At 68.5% G+C, this 20,530-nt stretch carries 20 protein-coding genes; 11 read left to right on the forward strand and 9 right to left on the reverse strand.

Annotated elements, in window-relative coordinates; all coding sequences use genetic code 11:
- Positions 1-2 precede the first annotated feature (2 nt).
- From hemA to ppk2, 4 genes are read left to right on the forward strand one after another with little or no spacing between them, the layout of a single operon-like run.
- Positions 3-1,286 carry a glutamyl-tRNA reductase gene (gene hemA, locus V9K91_RS18960; protein WP_095364647.1) on the forward strand — a complete coding sequence of 428 codons (1,284 nt, stop codon included), beginning with the start codon at positions 3-5 and terminating at the stop codon, positions 1,284-1,286.
- Entirely contained in the window at positions 1,264-2,349 is a 1,086-nt protein-coding gene (gene prfA, locus V9K91_RS18965; RefSeq protein WP_336442930.1) for a peptide chain release factor 1, read from the forward strand. Before hemA ends, prfA begins: the two co-directional genes overlap by 23 nt.
- A complete protein-coding gene (locus V9K91_RS18970; RefSeq protein WP_336442931.1) occupies positions 2,346-4,055 on the forward strand; it encodes a tetratricopeptide repeat protein in 1,710 nt (569 codons plus the stop codon). The genes prfA and V9K91_RS18970 overlap by 4 nt, the downstream gene beginning before the upstream one ends.
- 52 nt (positions 4,056-4,107) lie before the next feature.
- Positions 4,108-4,899 carry a polyphosphate kinase 2 gene (ppk2, locus tag V9K91_RS18975; protein ID WP_093534554.1) on the forward strand — a complete coding sequence of 264 codons (792 nt, stop codon included), beginning with the start codon at positions 4,108-4,110 and terminating at the stop codon, positions 4,897-4,899.
- 356 nt (positions 4,900-5,255) lie between these two features.
- On the opposite strand, the gene V9K91_RS18980 is transcribed toward ppk2, so the two are convergent.
- Together V9K91_RS18980 and V9K91_RS18985 are read right to left on the reverse strand one after the other, a co-directional pair.
- The gene (locus tag V9K91_RS18980) at positions 5,256-5,813 is read right to left on the reverse strand and encodes a TlpA disulfide reductase family protein (protein WP_068849409.1); all 558 of its coding nucleotides are present in this window, start codon (positions 5,811-5,813) and stop codon (positions 5,256-5,258) included.
- The gene (locus V9K91_RS18985; RefSeq protein ID WP_093534552.1) at positions 5,810-7,084 is read right to left on the reverse strand and encodes a YihY family inner membrane protein; all 1,275 of its coding nucleotides are present in this window, start codon (positions 7,082-7,084) and stop codon (positions 5,810-5,812) included. Before V9K91_RS18985 ends, V9K91_RS18980 begins: the two co-directional genes overlap by 4 nt.
- A gap of 72 nt (positions 7,085-7,156) precedes the next feature.
- Between V9K91_RS18985 and wrbA the strand changes: the two genes are divergently transcribed.
- From wrbA to V9K91_RS19000, 3 genes are all read left to right on the forward strand, one after another.
- Positions 7,157-7,747 (forward strand): NAD(P)H:quinone oxidoreductase, encoded by a 591-nt coding sequence (gene wrbA / locus V9K91_RS18990; protein WP_068849405.1) that lies wholly within the window; start codon positions 7,157-7,159, stop codon positions 7,745-7,747.
- Positions 7,744-8,079, forward strand: coding sequence for a DUF2069 domain-containing protein (locus tag V9K91_RS18995; RefSeq protein WP_336442932.1), 336 nt, complete (start codon positions 7,744-7,746; stop codon positions 8,077-8,079). The genes wrbA and V9K91_RS18995 overlap by 4 nt, the downstream gene beginning before the upstream one ends.
- A gap of 100 nt (positions 8,080-8,179) precedes the next feature.
- Positions 8,180-8,665, forward strand: a complete 486-nt coding sequence (locus V9K91_RS19000) for an asparaginase domain-containing protein (RefSeq protein ID WP_068849402.1) — start codon at positions 8,180-8,182, stop codon at positions 8,663-8,665.
- Between the two features lie 91 nt (positions 8,666-8,756).
- Here V9K91_RS19000 and V9K91_RS19005 read toward each other — a convergent pair whose 3' ends face one another.
- The 3 genes from V9K91_RS19005 to sufT form a co-directional block, all read right to left on the reverse strand.
- Positions 8,757-10,496, reverse strand: a complete 1,740-nt coding sequence (locus tag V9K91_RS19005) for a S8 family peptidase (RefSeq protein ID WP_307107421.1) — start codon at positions 10,494-10,496, stop codon at positions 8,757-8,759.
- A 436-nt stretch (positions 10,497-10,932) separates the two neighbouring features.
- Complete coding sequence (locus V9K91_RS19010; RefSeq protein WP_093534546.1) at positions 10,933-12,030, reverse strand: branched-chain amino acid aminotransferase; 1,098 nt, start codon at positions 12,028-12,030, stop codon at positions 10,933-10,935.
- A gap of 31 nt (positions 12,031-12,061) precedes the next feature.
- Positions 12,062-12,613, reverse strand: coding sequence for a putative Fe-S cluster assembly protein SufT (sufT, locus tag V9K91_RS19015; protein ID WP_068849396.1), 552 nt, complete (start codon positions 12,611-12,613; stop codon positions 12,062-12,064).
- Positions 12,614-12,730: 117 nt separating this feature from the next.
- Between sufT and V9K91_RS19020 the strand changes: the two genes are divergently transcribed.
- Entirely contained in the window at positions 12,731-13,150 is a 420-nt protein-coding gene (locus V9K91_RS19020; RefSeq protein WP_336442933.1) for a hypothetical protein, read from the forward strand.
- Positions 13,151-13,276: 126 nt separating this feature from the next.
- On the opposite strand, the gene V9K91_RS19025 is transcribed toward V9K91_RS19020, so the two are convergent.
- Together V9K91_RS19025 and V9K91_RS19030 are read right to left on the reverse strand one after the other, a co-directional pair.
- Entirely contained in the window at positions 13,277-14,731 is a 1,455-nt protein-coding gene (locus tag V9K91_RS19025) for an NAD(P)(+) transhydrogenase (Re/Si-specific) subunit beta (protein WP_068849392.1), read from the reverse strand.
- Positions 14,728-15,036 (reverse strand): NAD(P) transhydrogenase subunit alpha, encoded by a 309-nt coding sequence (locus V9K91_RS19030; RefSeq protein WP_068849390.1) that lies wholly within the window; start codon positions 15,034-15,036, stop codon positions 14,728-14,730. Before V9K91_RS19030 ends, V9K91_RS19025 begins: the two co-directional genes overlap by 4 nt.
- Positions 15,037-15,165: 129 nt before the next feature.
- Here V9K91_RS19030 and V9K91_RS19035 point away from each other — a divergent pair, with 129 nt between their 5' ends.
- Genes V9K91_RS19035 through V9K91_RS19045 form a run of 3 tightly spaced genes read left to right on the forward strand, consistent with a single transcriptional unit; the run spans position 15,166 to position 16,483 of the window.
- Positions 15,166-15,735: an RNA polymerase sigma factor gene (locus V9K91_RS19035; protein ID WP_068849388.1), complete on the forward strand. Its 570-nt coding sequence runs from the start codon at positions 15,166-15,168 to the stop codon at positions 15,733-15,735.
- Positions 15,736-15,743: 8 nt separating this feature from the next.
- The gene (locus V9K91_RS19040; protein WP_095364651.1) at positions 15,744-16,061 is read left to right on the forward strand and encodes a hypothetical protein; all 318 of its coding nucleotides are present in this window, start codon (positions 15,744-15,746) and stop codon (positions 16,059-16,061) included.
- 2 nt (positions 16,062-16,063) lie between these two features.
- A complete protein-coding gene (locus tag V9K91_RS19045; RefSeq protein ID WP_068849384.1) occupies positions 16,064-16,483 on the forward strand; it encodes a DUF3106 domain-containing protein in 420 nt (139 codons plus the stop codon).
- 5 nt (positions 16,484-16,488) lie between these two features.
- Here V9K91_RS19045 and V9K91_RS19050 read toward each other — a convergent pair whose 3' ends face one another.
- Positions 16,489-17,571 carry an NAD(P) transhydrogenase subunit alpha gene (locus V9K91_RS19050; protein ID WP_336442934.1) on the reverse strand — a complete coding sequence of 361 codons (1,083 nt, stop codon included), beginning with the start codon at positions 17,569-17,571 and terminating at the stop codon, positions 16,489-16,491.
- Positions 17,572-18,195: 624 nt separating this feature from the next.
- Positions 18,196-20,511, reverse strand: coding sequence for a DUF1631 domain-containing protein (locus V9K91_RS19055; protein WP_095364639.1), 2,316 nt, complete (start codon positions 20,509-20,511; stop codon positions 18,196-18,198).
- Between the last annotated feature and the right edge of the window lie 19 nt (positions 20,512-20,530).

The raw sequence follows: 20,530 nt of genomic DNA on the forward strand, positions 1-20,530 counted from the left end.
CAATGACCCTGTGGGTGCTCGGACTGAATCACCAGACCGCGCCAGTGGAACTGCGCGAACGCGCGTCCTTTGGCGGCGACGCCCTGCCCCAGGCATTGGCGTCGCTGCGCGATACCCCACAGGTGGCCGAGGCGGTGCTGCTGTCCACCTGCAACCGCACGGAGCTGTATGCCGTGGCCGAATCGGGCGAGGCGCTGGCGCAGTGGCTGGAGTCGCACGCCGGGCAGCTGCACGGTTACCTGTACCAGCATGCCGATGCCGATGCGGTGCGCCACCTGTTCCGGGTCGCCACCGGGCTTGACTCGATGGTGCTGGGTGAGCCCCAGATCCTGGGCCAGGTGAAGGATGCCTGGGCGACCGCGCGCGACCATGGCCTGCTCGGCCAGCGCCTGGATCGCTTGTTCCAGCAGACCTTCTCGGTGGCCAAGCGCGCGCGCACCGACACCCGCGTGGGCGCCAACCCGATCTCGGTGGCCTCCACCGCAGTGCGCCTGGCGCAGAACTCCTTCGCGCGGCTGGAAGACTCCACCGTGCTGCTGGTTGGCGCCGGCGAAACCATCGAACTGGCCGCCCGCCACCTCAGCGAAGGCCGCGTGCGCCGGCTGCTGATCGCCAACCGCACCCTGGCGCACGCGCAGGAGCTGGCCACCCGCCATGGCGGCGTGGCGCTGCCGCTGACCGAGCTGGAACGCCACCTGGGCGAAGCCGACGTGGTGTTTTCGGCCACCGCCGCGCGCGAGCCGGTGATCACCAAGGCGCAGATCGCCGCGGCGCTGCGCTCGCGAAAGCACAAGCCGATGCTGCTGTTCGACCTGGCGGTGCCGCGCGATATCGAAACCGGGGTGGGCGAGCTGCAGGATGCCTTCCTGTACACGGTCGACGACCTGGAGCGCGCGGTGGAGGACAACCGCCGCAGCCGGCGCGAGGCGGCCGCTGAAGCCGAGGCCATCATCGAGCTGCAGGTATCGCGGTTCGTCGAGACCCTGCAGGCCAACGCGCACCAGGCGCCGCTGCGCCAGCTTCGCGCCTACGGCGAAGCCACCCGGGTGGAAATGCTGGACAAGGCGCGCCAGCAGCTGGCCCACGGCAAATCGCCGGAGGAAGTGCTGGAGCTGCTCGCGCATGGCCTGACCAACCGCCTGCTGCACCCGCCGACCGCCGCGCTGCGTGCGGCCGCGCTCAGCGGCGATACTGAACTGACCCGCGCCGCCGAGCGCCTGTTCCCGGCCAAGCCGGGCTACCAACACCCTGCCGTGAGCAACGATGACGCCGACCCTGCGCCGTAAGCTGGAAGCGCTGGCCGAACGCCGCGAAGAACTTGAACGCCTGCTGGCCGACCCGGACGTGGTCGGCGACAACGAGCGCTTCCGCAATTTTTCACGTGAATTCGCCCAGCTGCAGCCGATCGCCACCGCGCTGGACGACGAAGCGCGGGCGTTGGCCGACCTGGCCGCCGCCGAAGCGATGCGTGCCGACCCGGACCTGCGCGAGCTGGCCGAGGAGGAAATCACCGCCGCGCAGGAACGCCTGCAGCAGCTGGACCATGACCTGGCGCTGCTGCTGGTGCCGCGCGATCCGCGCGACGACGGCAACCTGTTCCTGGAAGTGCGCGCCGGCACCGGCGGCGACGAGGCGGCGATCTTCGCCGGCGACCTGTTCCGCATGTACGCGCGCTATGCCGAACGCCAGGGCTGGAAGGTCGAGATCGAATCGGACAGCCCCGGCGAGCATGGCGGCTACAAGGAGATCGTGGCGCGCGTGGTCGGGCGCGGCGCCTATTCCAAGCTCAAGTTCGAATCCGGCACGCACCGCGTGCAGCGCGTGCCGGCCACCGAGTCGCAGGGCCGCATCCACACCTCGGCGGCCACGGTGGCGATCATTCCCGAAGCCGACGAGGTCGATGAGATCGTCATCAACCCGGCCGACCTGCGGGTGGATACGTTCCGCTCGTCCGGCGCCGGTGGCCAGCACGTCAACAAGACCGAATCGGCCATCCGCATCACCCACGTGCCCAGCGGCGTGGTGGTGGAATGCCAGACCGAGCGCAGCCAGCACGCCAACCGCGACAAGGCGATGAAGCGCCTGAAGGCGCAGCTGCTCGATGCCGAGCGCAGCAAGCAGGCGGCCGCCACCGCCGAAAGCCGCCGGCTGCAGGTCGGCAGCGGCGACCGCAGCCAGCGCATCCGCACCTACAGCTTCCCGCAGGGCCGGATCACCGACCACCGGGTGGAAGGGCTGACCCTGTACGACCTGCCCAACATCATCGCCGGTGAGATGGATACGCTGGTGGAGCGGCTGATCCACGAACACCAGGCCGATGAACTGGCCCAGCTGTCCGCCGGCGCGTGAGCATGGACCCGCAGCGCGAGCAGCTGCGCAGCGCAGTGCAGCGCCAGCCGCAGGACTTCATCGCCTGGGTGATGCTGGCCGACGCCGAGCTTGAGGCCGGTGACACCGCTGCCGGCGATCATGCCGCTACACGCGCGTTGCAACTGCGCCCCGGCCACCCCGAAGCGCTGGCCCGGCTGGGCCGCGCGCGCTGGATGCAGGGCCGCCATGGCGAAGCAGCCACGCTGCTGCGCCAGGCCGCCAACCTGGTCCCGGAGCACCCCGGCATCGCGCTGTGGCTGGGCCACGCGCTGGAAGACGCCGGCCAGCCCGAAGCCGCTGCCGATGCCTACCGCCAGGCGCATCGGCTGCTGCCCGGCGAGCCTTACATCACCGCCCAGCTGCTCAACTGGCAACGCCGGCTGTGCGACTGGCGCGAACTCGAACCGCTGTCCCAGCAGGTGCGCCAGGCCGTGGCGCAAGGCGCGGCGGTAGTGGAGCCGTTCGCCTTCCTCAGCGAAGACGCCAGCGCCGCCGAGCAGCTGGCGTGTGCGCGGCAGCGCGCTGCGGGCATCGCCGAGGGACTGCGTGCGCTGCCGCCCGCGCAGGTCCGCCGCGCGGGGCAGCTGCGCGTGGGTTTCCTTTCCAATGGCTTCGGCGCGCACCCGACCGGGCTGCTGACCGTGGCGCTGTTCGAGCAGCTGCGTGCGCTCGGCGCGCTGGAGCTGCATCTGTTTGCCCTCAACGCCGATGATGGCAGCGCGATCCGCGCGCGCCTGCAGGCCGCTGCCACCGCACTGCATGACGTGTCGAGCCTGCCGCACGCGGCAATCGCCGCGCAAATCCGCGCGACCGGCATCGATGTGCTGTTCGATCTGCGTGGCTGGGGCGGCGGTGGCGCGCCGGCGGTACTGGCGATGCGCCCGGCCCCGGTGCAGGTGAACTGGCTGGCGTATCCGGGCACGTCGGGCGCGGCGTGGATCGACTACGTGCTGGCCGATGACTACGTGCTGCCCGCCGCGCTGACGCCGGCCTTCAGCGAACAGGTCCGGCGGCTGCCCCGCGCGTTCCAGCCCTCGGACAATACCCGCGTGCTGGAGCCGGCGCCGGGCCGAGAGGCCTGTGGCCTGCCCGCGCAGGGCGTGGTGTTCTGCTGCTTCAACAACAGTTACAAGCTCAACCCGCGCAGCATGCGCCGCGCGTTCGCGGTGCTGCATGGCGTGCCGGGCAGCGTGTTGTGGCTGCTGTCCGGGCCGGGCAATGCCGATGCGCGGCTGCGCGCGGCGGCGCGCGAGGCGGGGCTGGATCCGGCGCGGCTGGTGTTCATGCCCAAGCTGCCGCACCCGACCTACCTGGCGCGCTACCAGCAGGCGGACCTGTTCCTGGACACGCACCCGTACAACGCGCACACCACCGCATCCGATGCACTGTGGGCCGGCTGCCCGGTGCTGACCTGCCCGGGCGCGACGTTCGCTTCGCGCGTGGCCGGTTCGCTCAACGATCACCTGCAGCTGCCGGCGATGAACGCTGCCGACGACCGCGTCTTCGTGGAGACCGCCATCGCGCTGGGCAACAACCCGCAGGCACTGGCAGCGCTGCGCGCCACCCTGGCCCAGCGGCGTTCGGACACCGGCCTGTTCGACATGGCCGCCTTCGCCCGCGACTTCACTGCCGAGGTGCAGGCGATGGGGCGATTGCATGGCTGGCAGGATGCACACGCGGGCTGACCACCCACTGCGCTAGGCTCGGGTTTCTTCTGTCAGCCGGAATACCGCACCGATGGGCAAGCTCAAGCGCAAGGCGTACCAGGCACTGCTTGAACCGATGCAGCTCGAACTCACGGCGATGGCGCGTTGGGCCCAGCACACCGGGCAGCGCGTGCTGGTGCTGTTCGAGGGCCGCGATACCGCCGGCAAGGGCGGCGCCATCCAGGCCATCGCCGAGCACCTAAACCCCCGCCAGTGCAGGGTGGTGGCGCTGCCCAAGCCGACCGACCGCGAAAGTACCCAGTGGTACTTCCAGCGCTATGTGTCGCACCTGCCGGCTGCCGGCGAGATCGTGCTGATGGACCGCAGCTGGTACAACCGGGCCGGGGTCGAGCACGTGATGGGCTATTGCACCGAGGCCGAGTACCACGCGTTCCTGGCGCAGGCGCCGGTGTTCGAGAAGCTGCTGGTGGACGATGGCATCCTGCTGTTCAAGTACTGGCTCACGGTCGACCAGGTGCAGCAGGAGAAACGCTTTGCCGAGCGCCACGTGGACCCGCTCAAGGGCTGGAAGCTGTCACCGGTGGACCTCAAATCGCGCAGCAAGTACAGCGCGTATACCGAAGCGCGCGAGGCGATGTTGCGCGCGACGCATCGGGAAGAGGCACCGTGGACGCTGGTGGACTTCAACGACCAGAAGCGCGGGCGGCTGGGATTGATCCGCAACCTGCTGGATCGTCTGCCCGATACCGGGGTGGAAGAACCCATCCCGGACCTGCCGCCGTTGAAAGGCAAACTGCACGAAGAGCATTTCGGCGTGTTGAAGCCGATCAACCTGTCACCTCATGACCCCCAGGTTGATTGATCCCGATCCTGATGGGCCCGTATGAATTCGTAGCGCCGGCCGTTGGCCGGACACCGCGCGCAGCGCGGCCCACGTATCCGCAGCCGGCAAAACGCGGCTCCGGTAATCCGTCCGACGCTTGGACGATCCGAAGCCGACTGTAGCGCCGGCCGTTGGCCGGCCGCTTTTCGTTCCGGCGCCATGAGCGCCCGACAGACGGCTTCGGAACCTGTAAACCCCGGCGTGTTGGTCGCGAGCGTGGCGCAACCGTCTCCGGACACTTGGGCCGCGCTTCGCGCGGTGTCCGGCCAACGGCCGGCGCTACGAATTGTTACGTGGCGTCCGCGGATCGGGATCAATCAACCAAGGGCAGATCGTCAATGCACAATCGCTTCGATGTCCGCTGCGGTGACCGGGCCCAGGAATTCCTTGGCGACCTTGCCGTCCGGTGCGATCAGGTAGGTCAGCGGCAGGCCGCGCGGCACGGCGAAGTCTTCCGGCGGGTTGTAGGTGTCCACCAGCACGATCGGGTAGGTCACCGGCAGCTTCTGCAGGAACGCCTTCATCTCCTCCGGTTCGATGTCTTCGTAGGCCAGGCCGACCACTTCGATCTCCTCGCGCATGGCATGCAGTGCCGACAGCTCCGGCATTTCCTTGCGGCACGGCGCGCACCAGGTCGCCCAGAAGTTCACCACCACCCATTTGCCGCGATGTGCGGCCAGGTCGTACGTGGTTCCGTCGAGGGCGGGCAGCACCAGGCGCGGCTGCGCCACGGTTTTGCGCTCCAGGTCGGGCGTAGCGGGGTCGGCGGCCGGGGCTGCCGGTTCTGCTGCGGGGGCTGGCGCCGGGGCGGCCGCTTCGGGCTGCGGTGCCGGCTTGTTGCAGCCGGCCAGGGCCAGCAGGCCGACGGCCAGCAGCAGGGGCTTGAAGGTCATGGGGTGTCTCCAGACGGGGAATAGATATCGCTGACGCGGCGCTTGAGCAGCTCGCGCAGCGGCAGCCGCAGGGCATCCAGCGCCGCCACCGAGGCGGTACCGAGGCTGTCGTCGCGGTAAGGCAGGTAGGCTTCCTTGACCGGAATGCGCAGCTGCGTGGATTCGTAGAGCTCGGCCAGGGTGAGCTTGTCCAGGTCGCGCGACAGCAGCCATTCGCCCTGTTCGTCGCGGCGCACCACCCGGATCGCTTCCAGGTCGCAGAGCATGCTCTGCAGCAGCGAGTCGGTCAGCATCGGCTCCAGCCGCAGGATCTCGTCTTCGTCCAGCCCGCGTCCGTCCAGGCGCGCCTGGTGGAAGCGGCCGATCAGGCGCAGCAGGCCATACAGTTCGTAGCCGGTGGGCAGGCGCAGGTCGGCCGGCTGGTAGCGGAACGCGGCGATCGACGAGGCCAGCGAGGCACCCAGCAGCACCGACACCCAGCACAGGTAGATCCACAGCAGCAGGATCGGCACGAAGGCCACCGTGCCGTAAAGCTTCTGGTAGGACTGGAAGCTGCCCAGGTAGGCGCCCATGCCCCACTTCACCAGCTCCAGCATCACCGCCGCAAGGATCGCGCCGGGAATGGCATGCCGCCACTTCACCGTGTGGTGCGGCACCACCCGGTAGACCAGCATGATGCAGACGAACTCGATCAGGATCGGCGCCAGGGTCAACGACGCATTGGCCAGCAGGCGGCCTTCACTGGTGCCGAACAGCGGCAGCGCGAACACGCGGGCCGATACGGCCAGCGACGCGGCCGCCAGCATCGCGCCCAGGGTGAGCACGGTCCAATAGACCAGGAAGCGGGTGAGCTTGGGCCGCGCCGAACTGACCCGCCAGATCTGGTTGAAGGTCTGCTCGACGCTGTTGAGGGTGATCAGCAGCGACACCACCAGCGCGATGAAGCCGGCGGCGGTGAGCTGCCCGGCACTGGCCGAGAACTGGCGCAGGTAGCCTTCGGCCGCGCGCGCGGCGTTGGGCACGAAGTTGGAGAACACGTAGTCGCTGAGCGTGTCGCTCCAGCGGTCGAACACCGGGAACGCCGAGAGCACGCCGAACACCACGATCGCCAGCGGCACCAGCGCGAACACGGTGGTGTAGGCCAGCGAAGCAGCGGCCTGGAACAGGCGGTCGTCGAGGAAGCGGCGCCACAGGAAGCGACCGAAGCTGGCGGTACGGGCGCGATCGCGCACGCGTTCCATCCACAGGTTGAGGGTGTCCAGGGGTTCCATCGTGGCAAGCGTACCTGAAGCCGGGTGGAGGCAATGCCATACTGCGGACAGACTGGACACAACGGAAGCGAGATGGCGGAGATCCTGGTGCTGTATTACAGCCGCGGCGGTTCGGTGGCGCGGCTTGCGCGCCAGATCGCGCGTGGCATCGGCGAAGTGCCCGGCATGAGCGCGCGCCTGCGCACGGTGCCGCCGGTGGCGGCGGTCACCCAGACCGCGCGGCCGCCGGTGCCCGATGACGGTGCGCCCTACGTGAGCGTGGAGGACCTGGCCGAGTGCAGCGGCCTGCTGCTGGGCAGCCCGACGCGGTTCGGCAACATGGCCGCGCCGGTCAAGCATTTCCTCGACGGGCTGGGGGCCGAGTGGGTCAACGGCACGCTGGCCGGCAAGCCCGCCGGGGTGTTCACCTCCACCGCGTCGCTGCATGGCGGGCAGGAATCCACACTGTTGTCGATGCAGGTGCCGCTGCTGCACCACGGCTGCCTTATCGTGGGCATTCCGTTCACCGAGCCGGCGCTGAGCCATACCACCACCGGCGGCACCCCCTACGGTGCCAGCCATGTGGCCGGCGCCGACGACAACCCGGTGCCGAGCGAGGACGAAGCGATCCTGGCGCGCGCGCTCGGCCGGCGCGTGGCCGATATCGCGCGGCGGCTGGGATGAGCCCGCGCGCGCAGAAGTGGACGTTGGCCACCGTGCTGCTGGCGTTGGCGGCGCTGTTTGCGGTGTGGTTCGCGCATGACCGGCACTGGCTGGCCAGCCAGCTGGTCTTCACCGCCCCGCCGCTGCTGCTGGCGCTCGGCGTGGTCACGGCGCGGGGCAAGGCGATGTTCTGGGCCGGGGTGCTGGCGCTGTTCTGGTTCAGCCACGGCGTGATGAGTGCCTGGAGCCACCCGGAAACCGCGCACTTCGCCTGGCTGGAACTGCTGCTGGCCCTGGCGGTGATCGGGATATCCAGCGCGCCCGGCCTGCGCCGGCGTTTCTCGAAGCGTTGAGCGCTTCGCGCGCGGCTGCGGGCGGGCGTCGGCAGCCGTATCATGGGCACCCAGCGCGGGTGTTGCCGCGCGGTACCGCCCGCACTCCAGGAAGCCTGCAATGGAAGAACTACTGATCATCACCACCGGTGGCACGATCGACAAGATCTACTTCGACGACAAGTCGGACTACCAGATCGGCGATCCCCAGATCGGGATGATCCTGCGCGAGCTGGGGGTGACCTTCCGCTTCAACGTGATTCCGATCCTGCGCAAGGATTCGCTGCACATCACCGACGAAGACCGCGAGCTGATCCGCGCCACCATCGCCGCGCAGCCGACCCGCCACGTGCTGGTCACCCACGGCACCGATTCGATGGTGCAGACCGGCCGGGTGCTCAAGAGCATCCCCGACAAGACCATCGTCATGACCGGCGCACTCAGCCCGGCGCGCTTCCGTGGTTCGGACGCCGAGTTCAACATCGGCTGTGCGATCGGCGCGGTGCAGTCGCTGCAGCCGGGCGTGTACATCGCCATGAACGGCCGCATCTGGAACCCCGAACACGTGCGAAAGAACGTCGCTGCGAACCGGTTCGAAGACGCGTGACGCGGTAACCGCGTCACGCGTGGGGCGTGCCGACCAACGGTCGGCACCTACCTCCGGTAGCACCCGACCGTTGGTCGGGTGACCGATGACATCAATACTGCGCGGTCAGGGTCACGCCGGAGAAGGTGCTGTAGGCCTTCACCCGGACGTGCCAGGTCCCCGCAGCCGGGGCGGTGATCGTGCAGGTTTCGTTGTTGCCGCTCAGGTACGGGCGGCAGGTGTACACGGTGTCGGTGGGCGCGCTGCCCGAGCGCACGTACAGATCCGCATCACCCGTGCCGCCGGCGATGGTCACCTTCAGCTGCGAGCGGCCCGAGGGCACGGCCACGGTGTAGGCCAGCGATGCACCGCTGGAAGCACCCAGGCCGCTGACCGGCACGTTGTTCTGCAGCGTGCCGGTGCCCGGGTTCGGGTTGGTCCCGCCCAGCGCGGCGGTGACGGCCGCATCCGCATCGACGATGCCCGCGCCGCAACCGCCGCTGCAGGCGCCTGGCAGGGCCCGTGCGGTGTTCTTGAGCAGCGTCTCAATGGCTGCCGGCGACAGCGCGGTGGGCGCGACCGACTGCACCAGCGCGACCACGCCGGCCACGTGCGGGGCCGCCATCGAGGTGCCGTTGTACGACGCATAGGACGCAGCGCCCGGCACGGTGGTGCCGCTGTTGAGCGTGGACAGGATCGCCTGGCCCGGCGCCGAGACATCGATGCCGGCACCGTAGTTGGAGAAGCTGGCACGGGCGCCGGCCGAGGTGGTGGCGGCCACCGCGATCACGTTGGCGCAGTTGGCCGGCACCGAGGAGGAGACGTTGGTGTTGCTGTTGCCCGCTGCCACCACCACGGTGGTGCCGCGCGAGACCGCGCCGTTGATGGCGTTCTGGTAGGTGGTCGAGCAGCTGCCGCCGCCGCCGAGGGACATGTTGATCACTTCGGCCGGGTTGGCATTGGCCGGCACGCCGCTGACGGTGCCGCCGGATGCCCACACGATCGCATCGGCGATGTCGGAGGTGTAGCCGCCGCACTTGCCCAGCACGCGCACCGGAACGACCTTGGCGTTGTAGGCGGTGCCGGCCACGCCGGTGGTGTTGTTGGTCACCGCGGCGATGGTGCCGGCCACGTGGGTGCCGTGCCAACTGGAATTGGAAGCCGGGTAGCCGGCACCGCATTCGTTGGCGGCGTACCAGTCGCCTTCGTCGTTGGCATTGTTATCGCGGCCACCGCCATCTCGTGCCATTGCGGCATCGCTGATGAAGTCATAGCCGGGCAGGATGTTGGCGTTCAGATCCGGATGGTTGGTAATGCCGGTATCGATCACCGCCACCACCACGCCGGTCCCCGTGGCCTTGTCCCAGGCCGGGCGCACGTTGATCGAGGCGTTGCTGGTACCGAAGCCCCACTGCTCGGACAGGCGGCTGTCGTTGGGCACCAGGGTGGCGTGCATCAGCTGGTCGACTTCAACGTATTCCACGTTCGGATCGGCGGCCAGGCGACGCATCAGCAGTTCCGATTCGGCCACATCCAGCGGCCGGTCGGCCTTGACCACGGTCGGGCCGATGGCCAGCTGGCGCAGCTTCTGCAGGCCCAGCGCGCGCCCCTGCGCGGCAGGAACGGCCTGGGCGGCGGCCTTGAGCGAACTGGCCAGCGCGGTCGGGGTGGCCACGTCGGTGGCGCCGTCCTTGTACTTGACGATGAAGCGCTGGTGGGTCGGGGCCGAGGCCAGGCCACTCAACTGCACGTCGCCGGCGAATGCCGGCGCCGCCAGGAGCAGGGTCGAAAGCACCGAACCACCGAGTACAACCAAGGCACGCTGACGCAAGCGCTGCGGATCATGAGACATCGGAATTCCCTTCAAGATTGAGGAGCCGTCGAGGCGGCAAAGTTCGGTCAGATCCGGCGCTGTGGAGCGGTGGCTTGGATCGAACCTGGAAGACGGATCGGCTTTCCCCTGCGAAACCGCCCGAACCCGGACGCTAGTGGTTTCGATTCGGCCCAACAATGTTTCAGCCCGCTTTCAGGGTTGTGAAAGTTTCGATCTGAGACTTTTCGGGTCAACGGTTTGTGAATGTGAAGAAACTTCCCCGTGCCGATGCGGTCACGCCGGACGCAATTCGTGTCCTGCGTCACTGTCTTGCGCGCCATGGCCGAGACATTGCTTGCGCGTCAATGAGTTGAGTGCGTTTGGATCGTTCAGACCGGGCTTCGGCAGGCGCCGCCCATGAAAAAGGCCCGCCTGTTGCCAGGCGGGCCTTGGATATCCAACGCGCGTCGAACGATCAGCCGTCCAGGCGCACCAGCCAGCCATGGCGGTCCGGCAGGCGGCCGTACTGGATGTCGGTCAGTTCCTTGCGCAGCGACATGGTCACCTCGCCAGCCGGGGCGGTCAGGTCACCCACCGAGAAACCCTCGCCCTTGAGCTGGCCGATCGGCGTGACCACCGCAGCGGTCCCGCAGGCGAACACTTCGGCGATCTCGCCGGAGGCCACGCCCTGCTTCCACTCGTCGATGGTCACCTTGCGCTCTTCGACCTTCATGCCGCGGTCGCGCGCCAGTTGCAGGATGCTTTCGCGGGTGATGCCTTCCAGGATGCTGCCGGACAGCGCCGGGGTCACCAGGGTGCCGTCCTTGTAGACCAGGAACACGTTCATGCCACCCAGTTCTTCCAGGTACTTGCCTTCGACCGGATCCAGGAACAGCACCTGCGAGCAACCCTGCGCCTGCGCCTTCTGCTGCGGCAGCAGCGAGGCGGCGTAGTTGCCACCGCACTTGGCCGCACCGGTGCCGCCCTTGGCCGCACGCGCATATTCGGTCGACAGCCAGATCGACACCGGGGCCACGCCCTTGGCGAAATACGGGCCTGCCGGGCTGGCGATCACGTAGTAGCCGGCCTTCTGCGCGCCGCGCACGCCGAGGAAGGCTTCATCGCCGATCATGAACGGGCGGAAGTACAGGCTGGATTCGTCGGCCGACGGCACCCAGCTGGCATCCACGGCGATCAGCTGCTTGAGCGATTCGACGAAGATCTCCACCGGCAGTTCCGGCAGCGCCAGGCGCTGCGCCGAACGCTGCAGGCGGCGGCCGTTGGCATCGGGGCGGAACGTCCAGATCGAGCCGTCGGCATGGCGGTAGGCCTTGATGCCTTCGAAGATTTCCTGGCCGTAATGCAGCACCGCGGCGGCCGGGTCCAGCTGCAGCGGGCCGTACGGGCGCACGCTGGCGTTGTGCCAGCCGGTGTCCTTGTCCCACCGCACTTCCACCATGTGGTCGGTGAAGTGCAGACCAAAACCGGGGGCGGCCAGGATGCGTTCACGCTCCTCGCTGCTGCGCGGCTGGGCGGAACGGGTGGTGGTGAAGCTCACGGAAGACTGGGACACCGGAAATTTCCTGTTCTGGTTACGGGTTCAATTACAGCATGCCGGTTTCAAGGCGGGCGGCCTCGGACATCATGTGCTGCCCCCACGGTGGGTCGAACACCAGTTCGACATCGGCTTCGACCACGGTCGGGATCATTTCCAGCTTGCTGCGCACGTCGTCGACGAGGATGTCGCCCATGCCGCAGGCCGGCGCGGTCAGGGTCATCTTGACGTCGACCTCGCGCTGGCCATCGTCCAGGTGCTTGAGCTCCACTTCGTAGACCAGGCCCAGGTCGACGATGTTGAACGGGATCTCCGGGTCGAAGCAGGTTCGCAGCTGCTGCCAGACGAGCTTTTCGACCTCCTCGTCGGAGGCGTCGGCGGGCAGTTCCAGCGGCGCGGGCGGTTCCTTGCCCATGGCGTCGCCGTCCTTGCCGGCGATGCGGAACAGATTGCCTTCGACAAATACGGTATAGCTGCCGCCCAGCGCCTGGGTGATGTACCCATAGCTGCCGGCGGGCAAGGTGACCGTTTCGCCCTGCGGGACCATGACGGCCTCGCAGTCGCGTTCGAAGTGGACGGGTTCGCTGCTACGGGAGTACATGTGGATCGATATGGGGTCGCGGCCGATTCCCGCAAGGCGCTCATTTTAGCCCAGTGGCCGGCCACGCGCCGGTCACCCCGCAAGCCGGTATCCTGTGGCGGACCAAAGGAAGAATGCATGCCGCCCACCTCTGCGCCCGCCAAGTCCGCCCACTGGCTCTGGCCCCCGCTGTTGTTGCTAGGAGTTGTCACGGCCACGCTGGCCTGGTTGTTCATCGCGCTGCTGAGCGGCCGCCAGGCAGGCTGGATGGCCGTCCTGGTGGCCCTGGAGCTGGGTTTCATGCTGCGCCTGGGCAACTTGCGCGGCGGCCTGCTGCGGGTGGCGTTGACCCTGCTGGGCACCGTGCTGGTGGCATTGGCAGCCAACTGGGGGATCGCTTCGGCCTACCTGGGTGGGTCGCTGGGACTGGATCCGTGGGAATCAGCGTTGCGGATGGGGCCGTTCATGGCGTTCACGTTGGTTCAGCTGGCCAACGGGGTGGCCGAATGGCTGTGGCTGGGGGTGGCGTTGGTCATCGGCTGGTGGATAGCGAGGTAACGTTCGGCGATTGCGGGGGCCGGCCAACGGCCGGCGCTACCGGTCGATTGATCCAGATCTCAATGGGCCCGTAACAATTCGTAGCGCCGGCCGTTGGCCGGCCCTGGCCCCCGGCGCCACGTGCGGTCAATGCCCTCCATCGAGGGCTTTGAGCTCGCTCACCAGCGCGCTGGCCGCACCGGCGCCATCGCCGTAGAGCATGCGGGCGTTGTCGGCGTAGAACAGCGCGTTTTCGATGCCCGCGAAGCCGGTGCCCTTGCCGCGCTTGATCACCACCACGTTGCGGGCGTTGACCACGTCCAGGATCGGCATGCCGTAGATCGGGCTGGCCGGGTCGGTGCGCGCCACCGGGTTGACCACGTCGTTGGCGCCGATCACCAGCACCACGTCGGTGGTGGGGAACTCGGGGTTGATGTCGTCCATGTCGGCGATCAGGTCGTAGGGCACGCCCGCTTCGGCCAGCAGCACGTTCATGTGGCCCGGCATGCGCCCGGCCACCGGGTGAATCGCGAATTTGACCTTGATGCCGCGTTCCAACAGCCGCTGCGCGAGCTCCCACACCTTGTGCTGGGCCTGGGCCACGGCCATGCCATAACCGGGCACGATCACCACGCGCTCGGCGAACGCCAGCATCGCGGCCACGTCGCTGGCCTCGATCGGCTTCTGCGCGCCGGTGATTTCCTGGGCCGTGCCACCGCCGCCGAAGTTGGAGAACAGCACGCCGCTGATCGGCCGGTTCATCGCCTTGGCCATCAGGCGGGTGAGCAGGATGCCGGCCGCGCCGACCATCATGCCGGCGATGATCAGCGCCTCGTTGCCCAGCACGTAGCCTTCGAAAGCGACCGCCAGGCCGGTGAATGCGTTGTACAGCGAGATCACCACCGGCATGTCGGCGCCGCCGATCGGCAGGGTCATCAGCACGCCCAGCGCCAGCGCGACCACGAAGAAGCTGATGATCGCCACCGGGCTCAGGGTCACTGCCGCCCAGATGCCCAGCACCACCATCGCCAGCGCAACCAGCAGGTTGAACGCCTGCTGGCCGGGGAAGGTTACCCGCCGGTCCAGCCGGCCATCGAGCTTGGCCCAGGCGATGACCGAACCGGACAGCGACACCGCGCCGATCGCCGAGCCGATCACCGCCAGCGCCAACACCGTGGCCGAGGGCTGGCGCGCGCTCAGTTCGGCGATGGCCTGCGCGCTCCAGTGGCTGGTATCGCGGTTGGCCAGGAACGAGAAGCGCAGCAGTTCCACCGCACCGATCGCGGCGGCCGACCCGCCGCCCATGCCGTTGTACAGCGCCACCATCTGCGGCATGTCGGTGATGGCCACCCGCTTGGCCGACCACCACGCCACGCCGGTACCGATCGCCACCGCAGCCAGGATCAGCGGCACGTTGTGCAGGTCGGGCAGGAAGAAGGTCGCCACCGTGGCGATCAGCATGCCCAGGCCGGCCCAGCGGATGCCGCTGCGCGCGGTCATCGGCGAGGCCATGCGCTGCAGGCCGAGCAGGAACAGGGTGGCGGCGACCAGGTAGCTCACCTGCACCAGCCACTGAAGCAGTTGCGCGGTGGTGATGTTCAAGGCGCCTTCTCCCCGGCGTCGCGCTTCTGGCTGGGCTTGAACATGTCCAGCATGCGTTCGGTCACCACGTAGCCACCGGCGGCATTGCCCGCGCCGAGCACCACGGCGATGAAGCCGATGATCTTTTCCAGCGGGGTCTGCGCATGGCCCAGCACCACCATGGCGCCGATCAGGACGATGCCGTGGATGAAGTTCGACCCGGACATCAGGGGGGTATGCAGGATCACCGGCACCCGCGAAATGATCACGTGGCCTGCGATCGCAGCCAGCATGAAGATATACAACGCCACGAACCCGTCGCTCATTGCTGTCCCTCTTCCCGGCGGTCATCCCGTCCCCTGCATCATAACCATGCGCTGAACCGTTCTGCAGGGCGGTCAACCGATGCCGCGCTGGTGCGTTCTCACCGTATCCCCCTGCGCGAGCGCTACCCTGTGCTGGTGAGCCCCTCCCTGCCGCCCCTGGCTGACGATGCCGATGCCGAAACCGCGTTGCCGGTGTCGCTGGATGCGTTCCTGGCCGGGATCGGCCCGCGCGCGTTCCGCTTCGCCGAGGCCGGGCTGCGCCAGCGCGACGACGCACTCGACGCGGTGCAGGACGCGATGCTGCGCATGCTGGCCTACCGCGACAAGCCCGCAGGGGAGTGGTCACCGCTGTTCTGGAGCATCCTGCGCCGCCGGGTGGTCGACCTGCAGCGCCGCCGCGGCTTCCGGCTGCGGTTCTGGCGCAGCAGCGACGAGCTGGCCGGCGACCACGACATCGACTGGGCCGATCCTGGACCCGGCCCGGCCCAGGCCCATGAGCAGCGCGACCAGTACGCGGCGCTGGTCAGGGCATTGCGCGATCTACCTGCACGCCAGCGCGAGGCCTTCACCCTGCGCGTGCTGCAGCAGCTCGACGGCGCCACGACCGCAGCGGCCATGGGCTGCAGCGAGGGCGCGGTCAAAACCCATCTTTCGCGCGCCCGGCAGGCGTTGCAGCAGCACCTGGAGATTGAACTGTGAGCCGCCCCGTGCCCCCCACCCTTCCCGATGACGCCGCACTGGCGCAGCTGCACGCACATGCGGTGACCCAGCTATCTCCCGCCACGCTGGCGCGCCTGCGTGCCGCGCGGCATGCGCCGCAGCGGGCCCGCGCGCACGGCTGGTGGCTGGCCACCGCATGTTCGCTGGTGGTGGCGCTGGGCCTGGGCATCAGCTTCACCGCCCGACCGCCTGCGGTCACCCCGATGCAGGTGGCGGCCATGGCGGCGGATGACAGCAGCGACGTGCTCGACGAGAATCCGGACCTGTACCTGTGGCTGGGCGCCACCGACCTGGCAATGGAGTGAACATGAAACCGCGACTGACCCTGGCACTGGTACTGCTCTCGCTGAGCGCGGCCAGCGCCGCGCAGACCTCGACGCTGCCCGAGTGGGACAAGCTCACCCCGCAGCAGCGGGATGCGCTGATCGCGCCGGTACGCGACCGCTGGAACGACGCGCCGCCGCCACAGCGAGAGCGCATGTTGCAGCATGGCCAGCGTTGGCAGAGCATGACCCCGGAACAGCGCGAGCTGGCGCGGCGCGGCCGCCACCGTTTCGAGAACATGAGTCCGGAGCAGCGCGAGCAGGCCCGCGCGCTGTTCGCGCAGATGCGCGGCATGACCCCGGCCCAGCGCGATGCGCTGCGAGAGCGCTGGGGCAGCATGAGCCCGGAGCAGCGGCAGGAATGGCTGAAGGCCAATCCGGTCAAGGATCTGCCGCCGCGGTAGCGATATCAGTTCGCAATCCAGCGCGTTTTCGCCAGCAGCTCATCGTCCCAGTCAAACGCCACCGCGCCATCCTTCAGGAACAGCGCGACGAAGTTGTAGAGGTTGCGCGCATACATCTCACTGGCGTGCACCGCACCCTGGCTGGCCAGGTTGAGCGGGCCGTCCACGGTGACGCCGCCGACGTCGACGGTTTCGCCCGGCCGGGTGGCCTCGCAGTTGCCGCCGGTTTCAGCCGCCAGGTCCACGACCACGCTGCCTGGGCGCATGCCCTGCACCATCGCGCTGGTGACGATCTTCGGCGCGGGGCGGCCGGGCACGGCGGCGGTACAGATCACCACATCGACCAACCGCAGGTGCTCGCCCAGCCGGCGCTGCTGCTCGGCCCGCTCGTCGTCGGTCAACGGACGGGCGTAACCGCCCTCGCCCGCCGCGCTGACGCCAAGGTCAAGGAACTTGCCGCCGAGCGATTCAATCTGTTCGCGGGTTTCGGGGCGCACATCGAAGCCCTCCACCTGCGCCCCAAGCCGGCGCGCGGTGGCAATGGCCTGCAGGCCGGCTACGCCGGCGCCCACCACCAGCACGCGCGACGGCCGGATGGTGCCGGCGGCGGTGGTCAGCATGGGGAAGAAGCGCGGTGCCAGCTGGGCGGCAATCAGGGTGGCCTTGTAGCCGGCCATGCCGGCCTGCGAACTGAGCACGTCCATGGACTGTGCACGGGTGGTACGCGGCAGGCGCTCCAACGGAAATGCCTGCAGCCCACCTGACTGGATCACGCCGGCGCGTTCGGCGTCGGCCTGCGGGTGCAGCATGCCGACCAGGCTGGCACCGGATTTGAGCTGGCGCAGCCGCGCGGTTTCCGGCGGCTGCACGCACAGCACGATGTCGGCCTGGCCCAGGCGGGTGTCATCGGCGAGCTGCGCGCCGACATCCAGGTAGGCCTGGTCGGTAAAGCCGGCGCGCGTGCCGGCGCCCGGTTCGATCCACACGGCAGCGCCCAGCGCGATGTACTTGCGCGCCGTTTCCGGCGTCAGCGCTACGCGGCGTTCGCCCTGCGCGTGTTCCTTGACCCCCAACACCTCGACAGCCATGCATGTCCCCGAGCAGCGGTAAGTGGTGGGATCGTAACCCGATTGGCTGGTTTGGATGTCTTTCCGCTGGAAGCGCTGCCTTGAATCCGATGTCGCTTGGGTGCCGGCCGTTGGCCGGCAGCTTCATGCATTCAGGCGGACAGCCATTGCCTGACGGGTTATCGCGCAGGGCCGGCGGGTGCGGGGGTACGGGGGGCGCCGTGAACCCATCCATGGGGGCTCTTGCGAAACATCCATGTTTCGCAAAGCCCCCGTACCCCCGCACCCGCCGACCCTCTGACGGTTGGTCGGTGGCCATCGGAAGTCAAAAGCCGTTTTGATCAGCTCCATGCGTTACCGGGCGCGGACGGTACAACGGCAGTCGTTTGGGAACCGACCCTACCCTGCCCCATGTGATCCGCGTAGAGCCACGCCCTGCGTGGCTGTTCTTCCATCCGCGCGCGATCCGCTGTCGGGGGAGGCCGGCGGGCAGCCCCTGTAGGGACTGTCAAAAACATGGATGTTTTTGCCAAGCCCCCAGGGATGGGTTTACGGCGTGTCCCGTAAGGGGCTGCCCGTCGGCCTCCCCGCCACGTAGCAACCGAAACGCTGCCTTTGACGTTGACGTTGCTGCAAGCGGCAACCTCAGTGAACCGTAGCGCCCTTGGTGTCCAGGCGATCGATCACGCCCTGCATGGCGCTGTCGAAGGCGCCGTCGTCGATGTGCGCGCGCAGGCGGCCGAGGCGCACCATGACCGCCAGTTCTTCCGGCGAGGCCACGCAGAAACGCACGCCGCGTCGGTTCACGAACAGCAGGCGCTGCGAGATCGGGCTGACCCAGGAAAGTTTGCCGGCCTGGACTTTGCCGTCCTTGTCGACGAAATCGAGCCAGCTGCCGATTTCCAGGCCGCGGAAACGGTCGGCATCGGCATTGTCGAAATCGGTGACGTCGACCTTGCTGCCCAGCTCCACGCCCGCGCTGTCCGCAGGCGGCGGCGTCGGCAGGACCACGTGGGGCAGCTCCGGCAGCGCGCGTTCCAGTTCCGGGCGCGATTCGGCAATGGACTGCAGCGTGTCATGCAGCGAATCGATCGCCGCGTTGGCGCCATCGGCGTGTACGCCGACACTGGCAAACACCTTGCGCAGCACCGGGTGCCATGCCTGCAGCCACGGCTTGCCGACGATCTGGCGCCGGGCTTCGGACACTTCTTCCAGGATCCCGTCCGCCAACGCGAGCGCCTCGCTCACGGAAGGGCCGTCGTCGCCTTCGCGCAGCACCGCCAAGGTGAGATGGTGCTGCCACGGCTGCCGCAGGAAATCGCCGATGGCCTGCGGCAGTGCCGTATCGGCAATCCGCCAGTCCAGTTCGGATGCCGCGCGGGTGCGCGCCACTTCCAGCTTTTCCTGGCCGCGCTGGGTCTCGGCCGCGCGGCGCTCGGCGATTTCGATGCGGCGGCGGTGCTGGGCCAGGAAGTCGCGGAATTCTTCTTCCAACGTCAGGAAGATGGCCAGGTTCTCGTTGAACTCGGCCACCAGCCGCTCGATGATTTCCTCGACCTTGCCCATCAGCACGCGCTCGGCCTGGCTCTCGCCGGTGTTGCCTTCGCAGGCCTCGGCCAGCGAATTGAGCAGCTTGCGCGCCGGGTGGGTCTTCTGCACGAACATGCGGCGGTCGAGCATGGCCACCTTCACGAAGGGCACCACCAGCCGGCCGATCAGCTCGCGCGAGCGACCTTCCAGGTCGCGCTCGTCCAGCATCACATCGAACAGCATGCCCACCAGGTCGATCGCATCTTCATCCTGCGGGTCCAGGCGCGCCTGCGCCGGGTCCACGCCGAGCCGGGTTGCCCCGGACAGCACTTCGCTCTTCAGCCGCTGCGCCAGCGATTCGCCGTCTTCGCCGATCGCCGCGCGCAGGGTCGCACTCGGCGTGGCCTGCAGCAGCGACAGCACCGACATCATTTCGCGCTGGCTCAATGGGCGCTGTTGGCCCACCGCCACGCTTGCGGCGGAGGTCGCGTCTTCGCGGACATGCCGGGTCTGCTGCAACAGCTCGTGCAGCGCTTCCAGCAACATGCCCTGGTTTCCGCTCATCCCGTCCGGGCCTTCGGCTGCATGGTCATGCGCGGCCTGCGCCGACTGCATGCGGCCACGGCTGGCCGCCCAGCGGTCGGCGAAGCGCCGTGCCCAGGCCGGGGCCGCACCGTCGTCGGCTGCGCCGCTTTCGGTTTCCAGGGCCTGGACCAGCTCGTCCAGCTCCTGCCGGGGCGTGGGCGTGGGCGGACGCGGCGCGGCGCGGCGCGGGGCGGCCATCTGCGGCATCACACCAGCAGCGGCGAGTTGTTCGTCGAGTTTCTCGTAACGCTTGCCGATCGGCGCGTGCAGGTCGCGCTCGCACAGCTTGATCAGCACCAGGCGCACTTCCGGCGCCAGTTCACAGTCTGCGAAGGCCTCATGGATGGCCACGCCGATGTGTTCGGGGCTGATCGGGTTGCTGTCGGCGTTCAGTTCCAGCCCGCCGGCAATCCAGCCCAGGCGGCGGTCAAGCCGGCCCAGTACCGGCTTCCAGTCGCGCAGCAGCACGGTGGCGAAGTTGCGCACCGCCAGCCGCGATTCCAGCACGTGCTCGGGGACCAGGCTGAGCCCTTCCCCGCCCGCACCGGCCAGCGTGGCTTCGGCCGACAGCGGCTCAGCATGCTCCAGCGCGTCCCAGGCCCTGGCCAGGTGCCCGCGGAAACCGGCCACGATGTCTTCACGGCGCCGACGCAGTTCACGCATGCCATCGAGGAACAGCAGCTGCGACGCGCCAGCGGTGCCGGCACGGTCGAACAGCACGTCGTCGAAGCGGGCGATCACGGTCGCGAACGACTCGGCCAGGCCCGGCAGGGCGGCCTCGCGTGCAAGCTTCAACAGCGCCGGGTCGCGACCCGGCTGTCCCGATACGTTGGGCGTGGCGATCATGCGAAAAGGCTCCCCACCC

This window comes from Stenotrophomonas sp. CCNWLW57, from assembly GCF_037203925.1.
Classification (GTDB): Bacteria; Pseudomonadota; Gammaproteobacteria; order Xanthomonadales; family Xanthomonadaceae; genus Stenotrophomonas; species Stenotrophomonas rhizophila_A.